We start from the raw sequence: 21,292 nt of genomic DNA on the forward strand, positions 1-21,292 counted from the left end.
AATGTCAAAAATTATAGTTTAACAAATTGAATTTAAAAATGAAAAATAAAAAGCCGAATCGCAAGATTCGGCTTAGGGGCTAAACTGAAAATGGATATTCAATTGGGTCGTAATGTTCGTAACCTTCAACTACAAAGTCATCCACTGTTACCCATGTTTCTAGATCCTTCAGTGTTTTGATATCAGGATTAATGATTAACTTAGGTTGCTCCAAAGGCTCCCTTTTTAACTGCACATCTTTCATCAGATCAAACTGATTTTCGTAAATATGGCAGTTAACTAGCTTATGGAATCCCTTACCTGGTTTGTGACCCGTAATTTGAGCCATGACAGCTAGAAACACATAGACTTGCTGCATGTTTGCTACCAGTCCCAGCGGCACATCTACCGACCTTGACGTACTGTTCAGGAACAACTCTCCATCCAATAATGAGAATTGATGCGAATGCATACAAGGTCTCAAACACCCCATATGGAATTCACCTGGATTGAAAAATGTGATGATCTCACCTCTATTATCAATTCCATTTTTTAAATGATTGACTACGTTTTCTAATTGGTCTATACTAGTCCCATCAGGGGTCTTCCAGCCACGAGCTTGAACTCCATAGATCCTACCGCAATCATCGGTGCCTTTTCTGTGTGGATTCTTTAGCCAAGCCTCATTTTCATTAGCGTTTGCATCCCAAGAGCGTGTTCCCAATTTTCTAAAGTCAGCAGCATTACTGTATCCACGAATATAACCAAGCAGTTCCGCTATCGCTAATTTTATCGGACTTTTTCTTGTTGTTACTAATGGGTATTTTCCTTCATCAACATCATAAGTGAAGTCAGCGTTAATAACCGTTAGGCATCTTTCTCCTGTTCGATCATTTACTACCCATTTTCCTTGGTCAACAATTCGTTGACATAAATCCAAGTATTGTTTCATGAGTCTTTCTCATATTGTAATTTATTTATTGATTTAATAAGTTCATTTTTAAGTTCTTTTCTACGAATACCACCAACATGCAAAAATTCGCTTTTATCCTTATCAACTAGCAAGAGAGCAATGGCTTCTGGCTGTACTTCAAGGGATTCCGATTCTATCAAATCAGCAATTTCTCTTAGCCACCAGCATATCTGGCTCTTGCCTCGGATGTTTTTGGGTTTTGCAGGGAATCTTAGAACAGACATATGATCTCAAATCCAAGTATTTATTTCAATAATAAAAAGGCGACATCTCTGTCGCCTTTAGCATTTTCAATCTTGCTTTGCTAGAAACCTGCATCGGCTTCAATACGCTCATTAGCTTCTTTGGCATCAAAACCAATTGTACCAGTAAGAAGAGCTACGATACTTGTAATGGAGAGCAGACCCACACCAACAAGTAAACTAACTAAGCCGTTTTTAGCATGTCCTTGGTTTGGCTGCTTATTGTCTTTGTAGAACAAGAACAAACCAACACCAACTAGAACTAGACCTACCAAGTAGAAAAAGCTCATAATCATGCTTTTAATTGCTTGAATGTTACCTTCGATGTTTTTTGCTGCTTCACCAGCATCTTTTACACTCGCGAACGCTACGTCTGGAGCTAGCAGTGAAAAACCTGCCAATAAGCCCAAGCCAAGGTACATTCCATGCTTTCTTGTTAATTTCATGATATTTTCCTTTTTTATTATTTATTAATTTCTTTTGTTATTGATATGTATAGTCTTACTATACTTTGGACATTATATTTAATGATCTTTATTCGATCAACCATTATGTTAATTATTAAAATTTAATGTGATTAATAATTACCCTAATGATAAATAAAGGCATTTCAAATGATTCCACACTAACAACTGGTTTTGTCAAAGAAAATTTTGATTGTTTCTACAGCACTCCCAACTTAATGACCAGATTTTTTTAATCATATATTTAAATATACCTCTTTTCCTTCAGTGTAACATTGTGTATTATAGTAAACATTCAGGCGAGCTATCAGCTCGCCTTATCTAATTACAATAATTGTCATAATCATTTAGGTGTGTATATGGTTTGCGTAGAACAAAAAGGCAATAAAATAATCGACATTCAGCAAACTTTAGCAAAAGACTACACTAGAGAGACAAGTATTGAGCTTTTATTCCCAAAGAATTTTGAGATTGATGATGATAGTCGATTTGCAAATGGTTTCGATAGCTTTATTACTCAAAGCCGTAGATTCCATAAGGGTAACAGCATCAGTACTATGCTGCTTTATGTGAAACAGCTAGAAAAGAAAGATCTACCATTTGAAAAATTCAGTATTTCCATTAGCTTGTTCGCGTTTCTATTTAATGGTCAGCTAAAGAGCAGTTCGATTAATGAAACTGAAGAGGATTCATTAGAGAATTTCGACAATAGTATCGATTCTCTTAAAACTTTATTGAACTCATTTAGGGATTTCCCTATTGAGGATGAAACTAAGTTTGAAAAATTTAGAAGCGTAGATTTTGTTCTATCTTTCAAGTTTGAACAATTTCTACTAAAAAGCCTACTTACATTGCAGTCAATTAAAGATTCACAGGATCTTCGTGCAAAAGTTAACAATCTATGTCTTGAAGAGCAAAAACATCGAAAGGACAAGATGTATCACGAGAAAGTGGGTTCTATGGATCTTAAAACTGAAGATGTTGATAAGATCACTCGTCTCACAAATAAAATGGAAATGCAGGAGAGGATTACTGAACTACCTCTTAAGCTAAACACGACCACGACCAATGTAGGTACAAAGGAAAAGTATTTAGCTATTGCGCTATCCACTGGCATTATTATGATCCTGTTCGGATTTATAATGCTCCAGTTACGACTTATGGGGTTTGATACTGGCTTACAATTTGTTTTAGGTTTTGCATTTCTTTATGTTATCCGCGATGTATTTAAAGAAAGCATCAAATCACGGATTTATAAAAAAATCATGGAGCATAAACCAAGACAAAAGGCGATTCTTCATTATCCTGGTCAAACCAAGCCCATTGGCTATAGCCAGACATGGTGGTCTGAAGGTTTGTATCGCTCAGATAAAAAGCAGCGAGGTGATAATTCGATAACAATTAAAGAGCGCACAACTTTAAAGGATTTCGATTATTATGGGTTTAAGAAAATAAAAACAGACTTACAAATTGATTTGGCTGAAATCATGAAAACCATTCCAAGTGATGGCAGGGAGATTTATTTGTACACAGCCAATGATAAACCAAGTAAAACAAGAGTTCCGCGCAGAATCAGAGTTGAACTCAAGATTCACGAAAAGAAAACATATAAAGGTCATGAAGAGACGGTTACATCAAGATTCCGAATTTTGATTGATAGAAATAAGATTATTCGTATAGAACCTATAAACTATTAAGCCAAAGCCTAGCAATCGCTAGGCTTTCTTTTTTAAGTTAAAAAGGATTGACTTAATCGGTTTTGAACATATAATTTACACAAATTAACAAATAAAAATGGAACTATAATGAAAGAACTACTTAAAACTATATTCACAAAAGACAACGCTAAATCATTTATCCATCGTTTCAACGACAATCTGGATAAGGTTATTGCTTTTCGCGATTCCGTAGGAAAGAAGGCTTTAGTAGGTTTTCTTGTTGTTGCTTCGGGTATTGCTCTTAATCACTATGATATTTTGGGTGGTTTGGCGATTTTTGTTTCAGTTATTGCTGGGATCTATACCTTTTTCACTTTCGGTGTGTACATGGCATTCCATATTCTTGAGTTCTATGTAACAAGCAAAATCAACGCTGCTGTAGGTTCGGTTGTTAGAGTTGGGATAGTTGCTGATGAGCTTACTGACTATACCGTTGAAAAGTTCAGAGAGCAAAGAACACAAAACAACGCAAAATCAGAAGCATAAAAAAGCCCCAATCATGGCAAGGCATTACGGTATCGTGGCGCTAGTCCGTTGCCCATTTAATCAATAGCCCTTGTTACACATAGTAAGGGCTAATTTTTATATTGGACAAATTTTATCCTTCCATATCCTGCTTTTAATAAATAGAGTTAATAAAAAATGCTAGAAACTTTTTACTTTCTCTGTAATGTCTAGCGTCACTCTTTGTGGGTGTTCCCCATCTTCGATGTGCAACTTCTAACCCAAAAACAAAAAGAGGACTAAACGAGTCCTCTTCCTCTGAGCACCATGAAACCGCAATGCCTTGCGATCATGAGCTTTTTTCAATTATCACAACTCTTCTCTGTACATCTTCATTTCTTCTTCCGTTAATCCGAAAGCATCAATTAGTGTGTTAGCAAAGTTACCCTTTGGCAACCATTTACTAGGCTTGTATCTTTGATCAAGAAATCCCTTTACGTTACCTAGAGCTTCTTCATAGCTCTCAGCAGATGGGTCGTGAGATGTTTTCTTAGGGTCTTTCCCGCGAATAACCGCATACAAAATGTACATTTCGAACATGTGTGTGCTTTCTCTTTCATTTTCCTTTGCATTTACAAAGCCTTTAAATTGTGAAACGATTTCAAAAAATCTGTTTTTTTCTAGTGTTTTCATTGTATTGTTCTCTGCAATTGTTTTCGTAGTTGTAGCATTCATTTTATTATTCCAAAATTAATTAAATTCTTTAGATTTGATAGCAGTAATGTAAATAAGATCCCTTTCTTCTTGAGTGAGACCAAAAGCTTCATCAAGAACATAAGGTATTCTTCCCTCGAATGAATACTTAAAGCGGTATTCTTTTCCGTTCAGGTAGTCGTAAATATTTTTTTCGGCTTTTTTGTACTTTAAAGAGTTTACATTGTGAGTCGCCTTAGCAACCGATTTGCCTCGAATCAATGCGTTAAGAACGTACAACTCCATGCTGGATTCGCACTTATGACTCTTTGCTTTCTTTGCTATAGCTTTAAAGCTATCAACAATTTCTAGATATCTTTCTTTTGTAAATTTAGTTTTTAGTTCGGATTTAAATACATTTAGGTTGATATTTTTCATAATATTTCTCTCAATCATTTTATTAATTTTAGTTTTCCAAGGACGCGTTTAACCTGGCGTTTGGTACATGGACCTACACCGAGAGCTGTGACTATTGGACTTCCATCGAAGTATGGGGGATGCACATGTTGAGAATCAACAACTAATGCGCAAGGTACACCTAGCTTCTGGATTTCGTGATGGATTTTGTGGATATGTATTTCGTCGTTAGCCCAAAGACATACTTTTGAACCGCCAAATTCAGGGTTCTCGTAATCGTCTACAAGTGAGTTGCAGATTTCTTTGTTTCTAACACTATAATGAAAGGCGTGACCAATTTGAGAGCAAAGCTTTCCAGCATTCATCTCTAGGTCTTGTCTTGCTATTGCGTAGACATAAAGGTGCTCTTGATGAGCGGTTTTTGGAGCGTCCTCAGAGTTAGACTGAGTGCTTTTTTGAAGAGTTTCTGAACTTAGTTCAGTGCGGTCTGTCCGTGCGCAAGAGCTATCTGAATGGCATTGTCATGATTGTTTACCTACATATATAAAATTAAAAGGTGGTCTACAGAAGAATCGAGCTTCTTGAGAGCTTCGGTGATGCGAACCCCTCACTCCGAGATAGACCATTGGTGGCTTGCAGGGGTGTCGAACCCCTCTTCTAGATGGCTAGCGCACCCTCCAGAAATTCCCACGATCCAAGCCTTGGTGACTCGCAGGGGTGTCGAACCCCTCTTCTAGATGGCTAGCGCACCCTCCAGAAATTCCCACGATCCAAGTCAGTTGCCGCAGCGTTAGAAACCAAAATAAAGTTCTCGCATTTCACCTCAAAGAATAAGATTGGCTTTCCTTCGCTGCGAAAACAATATTATGAAATATAAAAAAGACTGTCAATGGGTATTTCGAATATTTTTATACATCATAATAATTATTTGTCTTTTATTATACCTTGATTTGGTGTAAGGTAATGATTCAATTAATCAAATAAAAGATTTCCAAAATGACACTTGAGCTTAATAAGACCATGATTATTATTGATGGTAATTCATTTTATCATCGTGCTTTCCACGCAGTCCCTGCTTTGAGCAACAAAGAAGGCTTCCCAACAAATGCCATTACTGGCTTCTGTAACATGGTGAACCGAGCAATTAATTCAATTTCTCCAGACAAAACGATTGTTGCATTCGATCATAGCGGAAAAACTTTCCGACACGATATGTATTCTGAGTACAAAGCGAATCGTGATAAGACCGACCCTGTCTTAAAGCAACAGGTTCAACCAATTAAAGATATTGTTGAGGCTTGGGGTCTACCTATTTTGTCCATCCCTGGTTATGAGGCCGATGACACTATCACAACTATGGCGGTTAAAGCATCGAAACTAGGTTACATGGTTTACATCCTGACATCTGATAAAGATATGTACCAAGGGATCAATGAACGAATCAACATTATTGATACGCAGCAGACCGAAAGAAGCACAAAGCTACTCGATGCCGCAATTGACAGAGAAGGTACATTTAAGAAGTTCGGTGTATACCCTGAGCAGATTATCGACTTCTTAGCGCTTCAAGGAGATAAATCAGATAACATCCCAGGCATTGATGGTTGCGGAGATAAGACCGCAGCAAAATGGATCGCAAAATACGGCAGTCTTGAAGGTGTTTTGGCTAATGCAGGAGAAATTGGTGGCAAGTCAGAAGAAAAAATCGAAGCCGCTAAGTCACACCTATCACTAAGCAAAGCCCTAGTTACTATCAACAGTGATGTCGATTTAGGAAAAGACGTAGAAGGATTTGTTGGTTGTCGTGACGAAGTCCGACTTTATGAGCTAACAACAAAGTACGGTCTTATGAATCTAAAGAAAGCGCTTGGACTTAAAAACCCAAATGCTGAAAGCATTGTTACTCAGTACACTACTGATGAAACGAAAATCCGCGAAATGCTGTTCAATAAGTCTAATTCGTCAATGCTAAATAAGCCTATCCAGATCGACTTCTTCAAGTGTGAAGAAGGTGTGCAAGATTTATTTAGTACACAAGGTAACAAGCACTTAGTATTTAAAATTAATGATGAGTATTTAGTGGTTGATGTTGAGCAGTACACAAATGAATTAGCCACATTAGCGAAAACGCTAATTGACAGCCATGACTTTGTGATTGTCAGCCGAAACGCTAAAGATGTACTAAAAACATTTGGGAGTTGTTATGACTCAATTGATGTGTTCCGATTAAAAGCACATGATGTCAATGTGTTACATTATGTCGCTGTCGGTGGTCAATCCAAGAAGCCATCAATAGAGTTTTTGAATAGCACATACTCTCATTTCAATCTCAATCCATTAAGAGAGAAGTACAAACTAAATACTACTAAAGCTGATTGGAACAAAGTACCATTCGAAGATGCAGCTTTGATTGTACTTGAGGAAATGCAGGTTAGCGCGAAAGTGTACGAAGAGTTGACCGAGCACTTAATGACTAAAGAGTATGCTGTTGACTCTAAGATCACACCTATTTTGGCATATATGGAGTTCATTGGGGCTAAAGTTAACCTAACGAACCTTAGAGCAATTGGTTCTGAGCTTAAGAGTCGCTTAACTACGTTAGAAGAGAAAATTTATAAAGAAGCTGGTAAGGAATTCAATATCAATTCACCAAAACAGGTGCAGGCTGTTCTATTTGAAGATTTAGAAATTCCATCAAAGAAAAAATCTACTGCTGAATCTGTACTTACTGATTTAATCGATAAGCATCCTATTATCCCAATGATACTTGAGCATCGTAGTGTATCTAAATTGTTGTCAACGTATGTTACAGGTATTGAGAAACGAGCTACCGAGAAAGGTAGAGTTCATACAACATATAATCAGGATGTTACATTAACTGGTCGATTGTCTTCTGAAGATCCAAACCTTCAGAATATCCCTATCAGATCGGAAGATGGGAAGCGCATTCGCTCAAGCTTTGACGCGAATACGGGGAATAAAATTCTTTCTATCGACTTTTCTCAAATTGAACTACGCATTCTAGCTCATCGAGCAAATGAAACTTTGTTTATCGATGTGTTCAATGAAGGAGGTGATATTCATGAAGCTACAGCGAAACAAATTGTTGAAACTGATGAAGTGGATGAATCGCAGAGACGAAGAGCAAAAACAGTCAATTTTGGTTTGATCTATGATATTTCAGCGAAAGGGTTAGCTAAACAACTTGGTATCGAGAAAAAAGCTGCTGAACAATTTATGGCTAAGTATTTCGAAAAATACGTATCAATCAAACCTTACTTTGAAGGTGAACTAGATTTTGCTAAAAGTAATGGATATGTAGAAACACTTGGTGGTCGAAAGATCAATGCAGGAGACTTAAACTCTCCAAACTCAATGGTTCGTTCACATGCCGAGAAATCAATCAAAAACGCAGGTATCCAAGCAACAGCATCGGAAGTGATTAAAGCGGCGATGATTGAAGTCTTTGACTATATCCTGAATGAAAGAAATGACATTAAACTCCTGATGCAAGTCCATGATGAACTAGTTTTTGAAGTTTCAGAAGCTAGACTCGAAGAAACTAAAGACACACTCAAAAAGTTGATGGAAGAAGCATACAGTAAGGTTTACGAGATCACCCTAAAGGTTCCGCTGGTGGCAGATGCCAACTCTGGTGAAAACTGGAACGAAGCGCACTAAAATCTAAAACGATAACTCACCAATTCTAACCCGATTGGTGAGTTTTTTTGTAAATGGTCACATGGTATAATTAATTAAATAATCTTCTTCTGGATAATAATAATGAACAGAGTTAACGCGTTACATGTGATAGTAGACGGGGTTTCAGCAAACTCATGTGTTATAAATGACATGTATGCTGGCAATAACACTCCTATATCACCTTTAGGAATATTTGATTTTCACACTCAAGAAATTGATGAATTTTCTTTTCAGGACTATGAAAGTAAAATTTATGAAAAGGAAGTTTATAGAATAAATGCAATTGACCTAGATTCTATTGAAACTTCATTTTTAAATTCTGTATATTACAAAACTGATATGGCAATCAGTGAAAAAAATATACTGGCTGGCTACAAATCTGGATTTATTGACATCATAAAAGATACGATACATCTAGAGTCAGATGGATGGTATAACAAAGATAATCAAAAGATTTGTGAGGCAAATGTAAGCGCTCATGAATTAAAAGAAATTTTATCTTGGTCAATACAGATCCTGCCTCATTTGGATACAGATACAATAAAAGAAATGGACAATAATGGCGTTGTTACATTCGACGGAAAGCCTATTGCATTCAAAACAGACTCAAATTGGACATTTGTCGAAAATGGGCGACAATTGTCTGGCGATGCTATGAGAGTTTTACATCACTCAGATTGCTCTTTCACATACTCAGAAGCCACTGATAACTTGGATCTATATCATGCTGTCACAATGAGTGAAGACGAGTATAACAAAAGTGGTACAAAATTTTTCGGTTATGTAAGTAGAGGTAACTCAAAGCAAGGTGATGGACTATATTTAACTGGGAGTCTAAATGAAGCCGTTCGTGTATATGGCAATCCAGAATCCTTTGAACGTAAAAGTCATGCATACGCAAATAAAGAAGAGCATTTAGTACACCAAACTCAACGAGGGGTTTTGCATAAATTCTCTGTCTCAAATGCAAATATATATGATGCGTCATTTGATAATAACTACCCTACTTTGCTAATGGACTCAAAACCATCACCCATTTTACTGAGAACTATTGCAAACAAATATGAAATTGAAGATAAAATCAAAGACATTGTTTTAGCTAAGACTAACTCAATGATTATTAATTCATCCAATCAATTTGATGTTTATCTAGCTATATATGAATTTGCAAATTCATTAGGTAGCTATTCTGGGAATCCAGATTCAAGAAACGTTGTTAAACAAGTATTTTCCGCGATGGGCTATGATGGAATTAAAGTTACCCCACCAAATAAAAAGAAACTAAACACAATAAATGAAATAGCATCTTTATATAAAGATTATTGTAGTGGTAGAACAACAGAAATATTTTATGACGGGTTAAAAATTAAGCCTTTTGTTGCTAAGCACATTGCAAGCTACGCGGTAAAAGTTAAAGACGCACAAATACCAAAAATGGAAAATTTTCATGTTATTGTGTTTTCACCCGATGATTTGTTATGCAAGATAAAAGAAAGCATCACTCTACCTAAGCACAAGAAGTACTTTGTAGAAAGAGGTGAAGGAGTGGAAGTTATTGATGATTTTTACGACTTGGAAAAAGGAAGTCTTGATAAATTATCCTTTAAACAGATAAAATCAATAACACATCAACGCGACAATGGTAATTTCGATAAGCCAGGAACTGAATTGACAATGTAATTAAAAGCCCTAGATGGGCTTTTTTAAGGTGTAAAATGATAACCATTAAGAAATACGGAAAAGCATTCACAAGCAAAGATGTTGAAAACTTAACGCAACATTTTAATGATCTATTTAACAATAATATTGATATTGGAATTTCTTTCCATGAAAAGGATGACAAGCCATATCATGCCATGACTCATATATACAATGATGATAATAGATTTAAGAGTGACTTTATAAACAGTGAATGTTCTAGTGAATCTATTATAGATGCTATTCAAATTTCTATCGAATCCCATTTGAAATATAGCTCTTGCAAACACAGCGAACTGAAACCGCACATAACAAAAGAAGGTGTCATCGTTACAAATGGTGTAATGGAGTGCTCAGAATGTGGAATGCTTACTCTTCCTTCAGTAGAAGATAGAAGTTCAGAGAGAAGAACAATACTTCTGTCCGCATTTGGAAGAGCTAAGGAGAGATACTATACGACATCATTTAACTGGAGTGGTATTTCTATACAGGGAGGTGATAACGGAGTTGTTATTTCAGCCTCTAAAGGTAAATCTTATGCTACTTCATTTTTCGAAGCGTTCCCCACCATACACAATGTTAAGACATTCATTAGAGGCGAAGGCTCTACCTTGGTTGAAGCTGAACAGGATGCATACGAAAAGTTAAATAAAAAAATGAAATGCAAAGAGCATGATTGGGTAAGAAATGATGGTCGAGTTGAAAGAAAAGATGGATATGCGACTTGTACAAAGTGCGCCTTATCTGGTCATGCTCTTGAACCTACTACCCAATGTACTATATGTAAATCACCAGCAAAATTGACGAATCTAGATAAGTTTTATTGTGATGCTCATTACAACGAGCTTTCTTTTGATGAACTATATGAAAATGATGTTAAGTTCAATACAGAAAGGTATGAAGATCCCGATTCGATAATATCCATTGAAACAGAAGACGAACTTAAAAGTGAAAACTTCGAGAGCTATTTGAGCAATAAATTTTATGTGCTGCTGAGAGATCAGTCCTTACAATCAGGAACCATGCTTTCTAAAGAAGAATCATTTTATCTCACAAGAACCTTTATTCAGATCGTCAAAAAACACATATACGAAATAAAAGGTTATGCAAACTTTAAAGAAATACCTGATATAAGTAGTCGAGAATTCAAAAACAACATGAAATTCTTAGAGAAAAATATGGTTGAATATTTCAATAAAAAATCAAAAAACGATGAAGCGGCATTTGCAACTTTGTTCTTTGGTTGGGTAAAATTTGCAGGAATCAAGAATTGAGGAATATAAAGTGATAACGATAGAAAATGGGCTAACATCAGATTACCCTATAACCAAACACGCCTTGTCAGTAATTCAGGAACAAGTTAACAAAAACCATAAAACAACTGAACGAATTAAGGTTGTCATTAATAATGATGACTTAAAGCTGGTTGAAGCGAGCATTCGATATGTCTCAGAGAATGATGGTAAAATTCCAGATTTTTGGGTTTCTAGTGAAAAGAATTTAATCTTGAGTCAAGCTGTTGAAGATGTTTTGTTTAAATACAAAAAATTTAGAAACTGTGATCACGAAAAGTTTGTACCTGCGATTTCGCAGGAAGGGCGAATCTTTTCTGATGGTACTTGCACATGCTCAAATTGTGGCATTACAACTACAGCGGGCTTTGGTGAGAAAATTGGCACTACCAATACATTTAAAGTTAACCTAGCATCAAGAAAGTACGAAACCAGGTATGATTGGGGAAAAACACACCTTCAAGCTGGCGAAAGCGGTATTGTTATATCAAGAGGAAAAGGTTCTTATATGACAGCGTTTTTTGAGGCATTCCCGAAGGTTAGCGGATTTGGAACTTTCATTCGTGGAGAAGGTAAAGATATCGATGAAGCTGAGAAGAATGCATGGGAAAAATTTCAGAAGCAACTAGCATGTGTGGAACATCACTGGAATAGAAAAGTGCATGGTAGCGTAAGAACAGACGGTTATGCTCAGTGTGAATGTTGTGGTTTACGAGCCACTGCTCTAGAACCAACAACCAAGTGCAGCAAATGTGAAAAAAATACAGCTAGAGAGTTTGGTGATGGGTTTTTATGTGATGATCACTTCTACGAGTTAACTTTCCAAGATTTCTTAAATGAAGAAAATCGGATAACTTTAGAATGGGATGATGAACTGAAGACAGAGAAGGAAATTCAGAACAAGAAGTTTGAAAATTTTGTTTGTGCTCATTTTATGGTCTCGCTTAAGGATGCGTTTATTGCTAACAATTACAGAGATGATAAGATAGATGATAAATTAATGAGATTTTCGATTCACTATTACAGCCAGTTCAAGAGACATGTGTTTGGAACAAGACCGTTTGAATATCTTCAAACAGTACCAGATACTGATAATCCCGATTTGATATCTAATTTGAAAATAATGCAAGACAATATAAGTGACATTGTCAAACAAGTTATGGATAAAGAGGAAAAGATCAGCTTCGAGCGACTTATCAATGGTCTGACTCCAATGCCTGGTTACATAAAACCTAAAGATAACGCTTGATGTTGTTTTTTATTTGTTTTATTATTTTGTCAATCCATTAAATTTAGAGAAAATATGTATTATCTAAAAGACATCTTCTAGTAATAGTTACTCACTAGGAGATATAAGATGGCAAATCGTCAACACACTGAGTTTTTTTGCAACCGCCCAGAGGCAAGAAAGAAATCGTATTTTGTTTATGAAGAACGAGTTACTAGTTTTTATGAATATGATGAAGATTTAGCTACTGGAGATGTCGAAATTGACAAAGTTCATTTTCGAAATTACAGCTACACTAACTACTTGGGCTTTAATCGCTCATATGGAAGAAAGCGTTCAGCTAAAGGCGTAATGCAGGATTTAAGAACCAGACTGGGTCATGCGTTAGACTACCCTGAGTACAACTTCAAGCGTAAGAGAGTTTGTAAGTCATACTGGGATATTGCCGATGGAGACAGCTATGCATACAAGCTCCAAAATAACTGGAAAGGCAACAGTAAAAGAAAACACCAGTGGATTGCGAAATAAAAAAACCGAGCCTAGCTCGGTTTTTTATTTATTCATTAAACTAAGTGTCTGAGTGCGTTTGGGTGAATTGACACGTTTTCACCACAGATCTCTTGAAGAGCGACATCTTCAATAGACAATTCATTTTTAGCTAGCAATGAATCAAATCGCGATTTAAGCAGTCTATCTTCAATGACCATTTTTACAAGCTCCGTTGCATTATTAAAGAGAGTACATTTATCTTCCTTAACAAGTTCAAACTTGTAATCCTCTATTCTGACTGGAATAAAGTTACCATGTGAAGACATACCCGAATAAGGATCTTGTATAGCTTGTGCTCTTAAGAAAAAAGTCTCAACACCCACCTGAACTGCAAACACAAACTTTGTTTCTTTTCTAACCTTAAACTTTTCCATTTTTTACCATATTTATCTTATGTATAAACTAAAAGTATTTTCCATAATTTTTGATTTTATTTCAATAAGTTTTGTTATAATACCGATGATTAGCTAAGAAATTTATCGACAACTTTTAGTAAAAAAGCAATCCAACCAAATCCTAAAATGGCTGAAATTAGCACATAAAATGCAAGTAATTTCCTTACATACAAAGTTTTGAAGTTCATTAGTATGTATGATGTAAGAATTGCATTCAAAATGATTGCTGAGAATGACACACCTATGGGTATGCTTTGAAGTAAAACTGTCACTTTAATACCAATATCATTATTTAAACTAAGATTAACAAAATGAATGAACCACATAAAGTAATTGCTAAACAATACTTACAGAAAATTAAAGCATTCAAAACCTACGAGTGCAATCCAGAAGACCCTATGAGTAATAGTCACCTGTCATGGATGCTTCATGTAATTAGTTGTGAAATTTATGACCCTGCACAAGAATCAGAAACCAAAATGAATCGTTGGCTTGGGTATGTACAAGGGGTAATGGTTGCGAAAGGAATGATCCAGGTCAATGAAGAAAGAGACAGAACTAGAGCTATTTTCAACGGCAAATAAAAACTAAGAAAAATCTCATAAATAAACTTAATGGCTCTTAAAACCAATTTCGTCCAGATGCCTTTGTAGAAAGAAAAACTCTGAAAAATGCTCAAACAGCCCTACATCTAAAGAGTTTATCTCAGATTTTTTCGTTCTTATTTTTAAGATGTCATAAAAAGTGAACAGCGAGCCTGAATCAATCATATTGAAATCGGAAATGTACATGTTTTTTATAAATTCTATTGCTTTAACCTCAGCACTAGGAAGCCCGTCAAGTTCCGCTGCAAGTATTTTTCTAAGTTTCACACTCGTTTCTACATAAAGATTGAATTCACATTCATAATCTTCATCGTTTATGAATTTTTCAGTATCTGGCTTGAGTTCAACAAAACCATTTTCAAAATTAAAGACTCTTTTAAAAGTGGCTTCTTTAATGTTCTCTATAAATCTAAGATTTTGGTCAATAATCTCAAATTCTATTAATGTATTGTTTGGAGTTCCAGTAGCGTACAAAACCTTACATTCCATATGAAAAATAAATAGATTGCATAACTCTACAGAAAGCTTTCCGTAGCGCTCAAGAAGCTTTGCCAAAGAATACCAATTCGCATGATTTCTGTTCATTTATCATTCCAATTCATAATTGATTTGGGTAACATACTATCAATATTAATTAATTGAGTAAATAAAAATGGAAAGTCTAGTAGATAACTCTAAAAAGAAAGTTCCATGCTTCATAGATGAATTTAGCTATTCAAAATCAGAGCAATCTGCATACTATAGAATGCGAATGCTGCTAACACTTACTAGCAACGGATGGAATGTTGGAGAGGCATTCAATGACCGCTATATGACCATCGTTGGTGGAAATTGCGCTTATTTAACGATGGAAAAAGACGGACAAACTCACACTAGTTATTCTGAGAGAGAGTCATCCATCTTTGATTCTGTTGAAAATATCTCATATTCGGCAAAAGAAGCTGAAAATATTCCTGCTCTTCATAGTTGCTTAGCAAGATTAAGAGAACGAGAATCAGAATACGAGAAACATAAAGAAACACATTGATATTGGAGAAACATAGTTTCTCCTTTTATCTGACAAGCCGAGGCTCATTTGACAGTCTTATGTCAAAATCTGAGGTGATGATGATTTGGTCTTCGCTAAATACTATGTAGCTATCTATACCCGTATCCTCTAGCTCATTTTTATAAATGATGCCATCAACGCCCATATCGAGGAATATTCTCTTTAGCTGAGAGTACTTTTCCTCTAGATTCGTCTGTGACATGATTTTATCAACCTGAGATGAATCTAATTTTGCCTCTCTAGCAATATCTAAAGGAGACCAAACACCAAGATCACTCATCCTAATGGGGTTCCGTAAAATCAAGTTTGCACGTTTAACAGCGGATTCTTTCACAAACTTGGCAGCACAAGATGCAACAAAGCGATCTTCTGTGGAAAGTATTTCTGCTCCATTAGCTAAAACATTGAATTGAGGCTTTTTACCAATATTAACAAGCATGGTTTTATACTTTTCAGTTATTGGAAGATTGATGTAGCTATCAATCTCATGCTTAAGTTCTTCATCTGACAATGAATTAATAACGTCTACTATTCCTGGCTTTGGGTGTTGTAGTCTTGGTATGATTATAGCTTTAGCTTTAACCCTTAGGTCTGTAGAATTTTCGTCGCCTGCTCTTATCCCAAATGGACTTTCAGAAGAAAACTCTTCTCTTTCAATTGATACATCCATTCTTGGAATGCTTTTTAGCCGCTTCAACGCGGCTGACTTTGTTCCAAAATGAAAACCAATATCAGATGAGTGCTCAAAGCTAGTGAAGAATTCATTAGTTCCGTGGTACACATTTCTAATATTCGCTAACTTACAATTTTCCTTCCATTTTTCAATGTAGTCATTGGCTATATTAGATAGGTTAAAATATATTATAGGGTTATCAGTATTACCACCTGCTATAAGATCATATCCCATGTCTTTAGCAAGCTCTTTTACTTCCTCTGATACCGCATTTTTTATGAATAAAACTTGTGGCGCTGTCACTTTATATCTCCATTTTTGCATGTATGCATTATACCATACCTGATTAAGTCTCGGTAAACCATTTACCTTCATTCTTAATGGTGTATTATGTGATAAAGAAAAACATCAAAAGGAAATTAAAATGAAATCATTATATATACACAGTAAGCTGTCAGAAGATAACGACTCAAAGCTATTAAAAAGCTCTTTTCATCAAACAACAAAAACAAACTAGAGAAGATAGATAGTGAAGAAAACTCTATTTATGTCTATAGCAAAACTCCAGAATCAAAATACAGGGCTATTTCGTATGCGCTATCAAAGTCGTATTCAAGGCAACTAGATGCGCACTTTATTCTAGATTTTGACACAGATACTGACTTATTGTTTTCAGTTGCATTAGCAGCGTCAAGAAACTGTTCTAACCCTAAGAATGTATATGTGTTTGATCATGCAATAAGCACCCCTTCTAAATCCCATAAAGTAAACATATCACCTTATGTATCATTTACTTCATTATTGCGTTCCGATAAATACTCAAAAACGACCAATCAATGGCTAGACTCATTTAATTCTTTACAAAGTGAGTTCCCTTGGCTTCTATCTGAGAATGAAGAAATTACGGATGTCGAGAAAATTGAGATATTCAAAAATTATTTAGTTCTCAAAAGTGAAAATTTATCATCTTCATACTTTAATGAAAGCAATGAATCATGGGGTGATACTTTAAATGAATCTAAATCAATATATTTAATACGAATGCCTTCATCACTAGAGAATCATGAAAGAAGAGATTTAATTAATCCAATGATTATTAACTTGATTGAAAGATTATCTAGAGTTAATGATTTGAAGATAGGATTAACTATTTATGGTTTTGAGAGAGTTAGAAACCTACATTTAGAAAAGTTAATCATTGATCTTCAGATTCAATCAAAAACATTTATTGAGTGTGATGTTGTGTTAAGCGATGAGGAATATAATCCAAGATTTTGTGATAGATTGATGGCAACCAGCCCAGAAATCCTTCTCGATAAAGTTGATGAGGTTCGTTTTATCAAAAATCTCAACGTACCATACTTATTCACACATAATTCTATTGTAAAGCTCGATAAAAACGCCAATGACACGGAAGAGTCAATGTATGATAAGAGCAAGATTAAAGAGTCAAAACTTCCTATATATGACCCTAGTAATGCATATCTAAAGTTATTGACACCTACAGATCAGAATGAAGTACTAGAGTTATAAGTTGAAGCCTTTAACCTGATGGTTAAAGGCTTTTTTATTAACAATGTAATTCCACTAGCTCATTCCATTCTGGATCACCATCAAACCAACCATTACCATCAAGTCCTAGCCCTGCCATATCTAGTTCATACAATATCTTACATGAAGAAATTTTGATTGCTTCCTCATCATCCAAGGATATCAGTTCGGATAAGTCTGTAGGGTTATCTGCCCATCCGTTTCCATAAACAGATAAACCTTCATCTTCCAAAAGATCATAAATTTTTTCGCTTATGACCTCTTTAGGCAGGTTATCTTCCGAGCTTTTTTTGATTAAATTTTCAACTTTACTTCTTAGACTCATCTTTATTAATCCTTGCGGTTACATCTTTGTATTTAACACAATATTTAACACCTGTTACTTTTTCGATCCATTGACCAACCTCTTCAGTACAGACTGGCGTATAAGCTGTTCTTCTATCCGCCTCTTTAAGTGGTTTAGAACCCTCATTGAGTTCCACACTCCAAACAATAGCTTGATTTATTCCTATTAACTCTTCTTTTGAATTATATACAGCGCCTCCAGACATTCCAGCCCAAACGGGTGCATTTGTTAATCCAACTGTACAGTTATTTACAGTCAAGTATTGTAAGAACTCTCCCTCGCTTTTAGCGGGGATAGCCAAAAAGCTTCCATACCCTTTGTGTGTAACTTTCTCTTCTTCATTCACTAGTTTGAATTTTACTGGAGTGTCAATTTCGCCTTTATCCTTAATTAGAGCAATATCGCACAACGGGTGTTCATATACATCATCAAACATTATAAAAAATGCGTTATGTTTTGCTGTCAGAAGCCAGTTTTCATCAATTCTTACTGCACTACCTTGCATTGCTAATACACCTGGCACACCCAAAAACTTAAGATCAACATTATCCATTTCTGTAGTTGGTGTAACTAAGCCATTACCTGCACAGCCTGTAAGCATAAGACTTGAAATGAGAGGTATAGTATTTATTACATTTCTTATTCTTTTATTAATTTTCATAACCAGACTTTTTATTGTTTATTTTTAATCCGATTATATTCGTAAAATCTCATATTAAAAGCTTTTTCTTGTTATTTTTTAATCGCTTAAATATTATCTGGATAATATCCTTTCATGCTTTTAACTGAACCCTTTATTTTCAACAAGTTATTTGGTAAGTTAGAATTCTAAATAAAAAAATGAGCTAAACAATGCGACGAAAACGTAAAAAGAACTTTCCTCTTTCAGGTGGTTATTATATTAATAAAGAAAATGATTCTAAGTTTAAGGTCAGAACCGTACTCTTCCACAAGTTATATAGTGTGTTTATCGACAACAACAAGATCCGCATAGAAGAAACGCTAACTGACGGAACCATAGACCATGTTGGTGAATTTACAACTTCAGATTTTCTCAATCAGCTAACACCTTCAATCCCAATTGAGTCTTCCTTCAATAATCCTCAAATTACAATGGCAGTACACCTTGCTATTCATGGAATCCTGAGCGGTAAAGACTCACCTGAACGCATTGATGGTTGGGTATGAAAAAGCCGCTCTAAGAGCGGCTCAAATCCAATAGCTTACGCTTTTTCATTGTAGAGTTTTCTTGATATTCCATCGGGAAACTGAGAAAGGAAAATAGACTCTTCTTCAGCAACTTTACATAACCCAAGCTCATGCTGAGTACTGAGGAACTCATCAGGATCGTACTTTAAAACGTGTGTTAACGGTGTATAGTGGTATGACTTTTCACCCTTAATGATGCCAACAGCATGAGTTCTTTCAATATTCATATCCTGAACATCCACCACCGCAACTTGAGGAAGAAATTGTCTGTTGTGAGCATGATCATTGAACTCAATTTTGAATTCATGTCCTTTATTGATGCTCTGTACGTGGTAAACAACAATGTCCTTTCGTGTAAACATTAAGTCTGAAAGGCTTAGATACGAACTTTCTAGATGTACGAGTGTTCCATACGCATAACGTAAATCTGGATTATTCAACCTAATCGTTATCGAACGGTTTTTCTCATCAATATTTGAGACCAAAAAAAGGTTAGGAATCTCATAATTGTCTGCATAATTAATGATTTCTTCTGAGGCTTCTTTTAGACGATCAATAGATTCGTCAACAGCGGGATACCAGGATATCATTTCGATATACTTCAGGATTTCACCTTTAGCACTGTTATCAATTTCCCCAAGTAGCGTTCTCTTGATCGAGTCCCTAATGTTGCGCCATTCTGAATTGGATTCCGCACAAAAACAGTCCATGAAAATTGGGGTTTCATGCTTTTTAGCATCAGTACTCAAATCGTTGAACGTTCCAAATTTCAAGCCAACAGCAATACGATCTTGCAACTCATTTAACTTTAGGGATAACAATGGTTCATATTGATGAAATTTGATTGCTTTTCTAAGTAGTTGAATACCACGTTTCAATGCAGGGATTTGAGAAGTTGAGTAGGATTTACGCATTTCAATACCTTTTAACTATGCGCGGCATTTTGATTTATACAGTTGCTAAGGAAACCGAAAGCCGCTAAATAAAAGATATAAAACGACCATTTAATGAACTTTGTATTCGCTATCATTTACTGACACCTTAACGCTAGACTTGTTCTAAAGCCTGTGATCATAATATAATGTAACAATCAAAAGTCAACACAAAGAAAGAATAAAATGAATGAAATCAAGAGGATTATTGATGAATTTGGGAATAACCAATCAATTTCATTACGAAAATTAGAATTAATCTTATACTTATATGATTGGTATTCATGCTTAAAAAACGGGGTTAAGCGCACCGATATTGAGTGGGAATATGAGCATGGCAGTATTAAATCAAACCTAAAAGATGTATTACTTCGAAGTTGTTTAGGCGCTCAATTCACTATTAGGATTTACTCCGAATTGAGTAAGCTTGGTACAGTCTCATATGTAGAACTTGGAACTAGCGAAAACACTGCTGAATTTGACAACGTTCTTTATTATTTGTCGCAAAAATTAAAACACGCACTATTCAATGATATTGTTCATCTTGTAGAAAGTTCATACCCACTAAACTCCCCAACAATATATAAGAAGTTAAATCTACCCTTGTTGGCATCAGAGTTTAGAAAGACTATCAAGCCTGCATAGAGCAGGCTTGTTATATCAAAAATGTGAAATTAGTGTTCTTGTCCGCATGGGCAAGAGTACCATTCCGCTTTATCTGGAGTCATATCATGCTCATAGATCGTATCCAGCATTCTCCTGACGGTCAAAGTCCTTTGCCAAGTCAGAAAATAGTTTTTTAGCTTCTTGACCAGATTCGGCAAGTCTTTTAACAGTATCGACATTTTTCATTATCTAATCCTTAGCTATTTTTCAATTCAGGAGGGAGATTCGCTATGACAGCTTGTTCTCTTCCATGTACGGTGCTCAGATCAAACTTCGGTCTTTTTGAAAGTTCCGCAATTTGATCCTGTTGAATACAGTACAGCTCTGCAAGCTCTTTTACAATATCCTCAAGATTTTCTGATTTCAATTGACAATTCAATGAGTTGTCTTCAGCTCTTGAGATCGTTATTTTGTCTGTGTTTAAAACTATGCTCTGTGATTTTGAGATTGTAATTGAAGACATTTATT

25 protein-coding genes are annotated in these 21,292 nt (G+C 35.5%); 12 read left to right on the forward strand and 13 right to left on the reverse strand.

Going from position 1 to position 21,292, the window contains the following annotated elements; genetic code table 11:
- Positions 1-79 precede the first annotated feature (79 nt).
- The 3 genes from R7Q39_RS23750 to R7Q39_RS23760 form a co-directional block, all read right to left on the reverse strand.
- Positions 80-931, reverse strand: coding sequence for a thymidylate synthase (locus tag R7Q39_RS23750; RefSeq protein ID WP_318076952.1), 852 nt, complete (start codon positions 929-931; stop codon positions 80-82).
- Positions 928-1,176, reverse strand: coding sequence for a hypothetical protein (locus R7Q39_RS23755; RefSeq protein ID WP_318076953.1), 249 nt, complete (start codon positions 1,174-1,176; stop codon positions 928-930). Before R7Q39_RS23755 ends, R7Q39_RS23750 begins: the two co-directional genes overlap by 4 nt.
- An 80-nt stretch (positions 1,177-1,256) precedes the next feature.
- On the reverse strand, positions 1,257-1,640 hold the full coding sequence (locus tag R7Q39_RS23760) for a DUF6750 family protein (RefSeq protein WP_044129018.1): 384 nt from the start codon (positions 1,638-1,640) through the stop codon (positions 1,257-1,259).
- Positions 1,641-2,017: 377 nt separating this feature from the next.
- Between R7Q39_RS23760 and R7Q39_RS23765 the strand changes: the two genes are divergently transcribed.
- Entirely contained in the window at positions 2,018-3,355 is a 1,338-nt protein-coding gene (locus R7Q39_RS23765) for a hypothetical protein (RefSeq protein WP_318076954.1), read from the forward strand.
- Positions 3,356-3,463: 108 nt separating this feature from the next.
- A complete protein-coding gene (locus tag R7Q39_RS23770; RefSeq protein WP_020331476.1) occupies positions 3,464-3,862 on the forward strand; it encodes a hypothetical protein in 399 nt (132 codons plus the stop codon).
- Positions 3,863-4,189: 327 nt separating this feature from the next.
- Here the strand turns inward: R7Q39_RS23770 and R7Q39_RS23775 are convergent, their stop codons facing one another.
- The 3 genes from R7Q39_RS23775 to R7Q39_RS29325 are packed head-to-tail and all read right to left on the reverse strand — an operon-like array spanning position 4,190 to position 5,316.
- Complete coding sequence (locus R7Q39_RS23775; RefSeq protein ID WP_318076955.1) at positions 4,190-4,555, reverse strand: hypothetical protein; 366 nt, start codon at positions 4,553-4,555, stop codon at positions 4,190-4,192.
- A gap of 15 nt (positions 4,556-4,570) precedes the next feature.
- On the reverse strand, positions 4,571-4,951 hold the full coding sequence (locus tag R7Q39_RS23780; protein WP_021486224.1) for a hypothetical protein: 381 nt from the start codon (positions 4,949-4,951) through the stop codon (positions 4,571-4,573).
- Between the two features lie 14 nt (positions 4,952-4,965).
- The gene (locus R7Q39_RS29325) at positions 4,966-5,316 is read right to left on the reverse strand and encodes an aminoacyl-tRNA hydrolase (protein WP_411977359.1); all 351 of its coding nucleotides are present in this window, start codon (positions 5,314-5,316) and stop codon (positions 4,966-4,968) included.
- 610 nt (positions 5,317-5,926) lie between these two features.
- Here R7Q39_RS29325 and polA point away from each other — a divergent pair.
- The 5 genes from polA to R7Q39_RS23805 all read left to right on the forward strand — a co-directional run bounded on the left by polA (position 5,927) and on the right by R7Q39_RS23805 (position 13,378).
- Positions 5,927-8,611: a DNA polymerase I gene (gene polA / locus R7Q39_RS23785; RefSeq protein ID WP_258636499.1), complete on the forward strand. Its 2,685-nt coding sequence runs from the start codon at positions 5,927-5,929 to the stop codon at positions 8,609-8,611.
- Between the two features lie 102 nt (positions 8,612-8,713).
- Entirely contained in the window at positions 8,714-10,312 is a 1,599-nt protein-coding gene (locus tag R7Q39_RS23790; protein ID WP_318076956.1) for a hypothetical protein, read from the forward strand.
- Between the two features lie 35 nt (positions 10,313-10,347).
- Positions 10,348-11,604, forward strand: coding sequence for a hypothetical protein (locus tag R7Q39_RS23795; protein ID WP_258636503.1), 1,257 nt, complete (start codon positions 10,348-10,350; stop codon positions 11,602-11,604).
- Positions 11,605-11,614: 10 nt separating this feature from the next.
- Positions 11,615-12,871 carry a hypothetical protein gene (locus R7Q39_RS23800; protein WP_258636504.1) on the forward strand — a complete coding sequence of 419 codons (1,257 nt, stop codon included), beginning with the start codon at positions 11,615-11,617 and terminating at the stop codon, positions 12,869-12,871.
- A 108-nt stretch (positions 12,872-12,979) separates the two neighbouring features.
- The gene (locus tag R7Q39_RS23805; RefSeq protein ID WP_318076957.1) at positions 12,980-13,378 is read left to right on the forward strand and encodes a hypothetical protein; all 399 of its coding nucleotides are present in this window, start codon (positions 12,980-12,982) and stop codon (positions 13,376-13,378) included.
- A 35-nt stretch (positions 13,379-13,413) separates the two neighbouring features.
- Here R7Q39_RS23805 and R7Q39_RS23810 read toward each other — a convergent pair whose 3' ends face one another.
- Positions 13,414-13,773 carry a hypothetical protein gene (locus R7Q39_RS23810; protein WP_318076958.1) on the reverse strand — a complete coding sequence of 120 codons (360 nt, stop codon included), beginning with the start codon at positions 13,771-13,773 and terminating at the stop codon, positions 13,414-13,416.
- Between the two features lie 332 nt (positions 13,774-14,105).
- Here R7Q39_RS23810 and R7Q39_RS23815 point away from each other — a divergent pair, with 332 nt between their 5' ends.
- Complete coding sequence (locus tag R7Q39_RS23815) at positions 14,106-14,378, forward strand: hypothetical protein (protein WP_021485429.1); 273 nt, start codon at positions 14,106-14,108, stop codon at positions 14,376-14,378.
- A gap of 27 nt (positions 14,379-14,405) precedes the next feature.
- Here the strand turns inward: R7Q39_RS23815 and R7Q39_RS23820 are convergent, their stop codons facing one another.
- Positions 14,406-14,984, reverse strand: coding sequence for a hypothetical protein (locus R7Q39_RS23820; RefSeq protein ID WP_258636509.1), 579 nt, complete (start codon positions 14,982-14,984; stop codon positions 14,406-14,408).
- A 67-nt stretch (positions 14,985-15,051) separates the two neighbouring features.
- Here R7Q39_RS23820 and R7Q39_RS23825 point away from each other — a divergent pair, with 67 nt between their 5' ends.
- Positions 15,052-15,426 carry a hypothetical protein gene (locus R7Q39_RS23825; protein ID WP_116920932.1) on the forward strand — a complete coding sequence of 125 codons (375 nt, stop codon included), beginning with the start codon at positions 15,052-15,054 and terminating at the stop codon, positions 15,424-15,426.
- 25 nt (positions 15,427-15,451) lie between these two features.
- Here R7Q39_RS23825 and R7Q39_RS23830 read toward each other — a convergent pair whose 3' ends face one another.
- On the reverse strand, positions 15,452-16,444 hold the full coding sequence (locus R7Q39_RS23830; RefSeq protein WP_318076959.1) for a hypothetical protein: 993 nt from the start codon (positions 16,442-16,444) through the stop codon (positions 15,452-15,454).
- A 399-nt stretch (positions 16,445-16,843) separates the two neighbouring features.
- Between R7Q39_RS23830 and R7Q39_RS23835 the strand changes: the two genes are divergently transcribed.
- Entirely contained in the window at positions 16,844-17,653 is an 810-nt protein-coding gene (locus R7Q39_RS23835; protein ID WP_318076960.1) for a hypothetical protein, read from the forward strand.
- Positions 17,654-17,690: 37 nt separating this feature from the next.
- On the opposite strand, the gene R7Q39_RS23840 is transcribed toward R7Q39_RS23835, so the two are convergent.
- Positions 17,691-17,996: a hypothetical protein gene (locus R7Q39_RS23840; protein ID WP_053317402.1), complete on the reverse strand. Its 306-nt coding sequence runs from the start codon at positions 17,994-17,996 to the stop codon at positions 17,691-17,693.
- Positions 17,980-18,678: a hypothetical protein gene (locus tag R7Q39_RS23845; RefSeq protein ID WP_318076961.1), complete on the reverse strand. Its 699-nt coding sequence runs from the start codon at positions 18,676-18,678 to the stop codon at positions 17,980-17,982. The genes R7Q39_RS23840 and R7Q39_RS23845 overlap by 17 nt, the downstream gene beginning before the upstream one ends.
- Before the next feature lie 191 nt (positions 18,679-18,869).
- Between R7Q39_RS23845 and R7Q39_RS23850 the strand changes: the two genes are divergently transcribed.
- Positions 18,870-19,205: a hypothetical protein gene (locus R7Q39_RS23850; RefSeq protein ID WP_318076962.1), complete on the forward strand. Its 336-nt coding sequence runs from the start codon at positions 18,870-18,872 to the stop codon at positions 19,203-19,205.
- A 35-nt stretch (positions 19,206-19,240) separates the two neighbouring features.
- On the opposite strand, the gene R7Q39_RS23855 is transcribed toward R7Q39_RS23850, so the two are convergent.
- Positions 19,241-20,140: a hypothetical protein gene (locus R7Q39_RS23855; protein WP_318076963.1), complete on the reverse strand. Its 900-nt coding sequence runs from the start codon at positions 20,138-20,140 to the stop codon at positions 19,241-19,243.
- A 204-nt stretch (positions 20,141-20,344) separates the two neighbouring features.
- On the opposite strand from R7Q39_RS23855, the gene R7Q39_RS23860 reads away from it, so the two are divergent.
- On the forward strand, positions 20,345-20,803 hold the full coding sequence (locus R7Q39_RS23860; protein ID WP_318076964.1) for a hypothetical protein: 459 nt from the start codon (positions 20,345-20,347) through the stop codon (positions 20,801-20,803).
- Positions 20,804-21,020: 217 nt separating this feature from the next.
- On the opposite strand, the gene R7Q39_RS23865 is transcribed toward R7Q39_RS23860, so the two are convergent.
- Positions 21,021-21,287, reverse strand: coding sequence for a hypothetical protein (locus tag R7Q39_RS23865; RefSeq protein ID WP_318076965.1), 267 nt, complete (start codon positions 21,285-21,287; stop codon positions 21,021-21,023).
- Between the last annotated feature and the right edge of the window lie 5 nt (positions 21,288-21,292).

Origin of the sequence: Vibrio sp. 947 (assembly GCF_033339115.1) — a bacterium.
GTDB lineage: Bacteria > Pseudomonadota > Gammaproteobacteria > Enterobacterales > Vibrionaceae > Vibrio > Vibrio alginolyticus.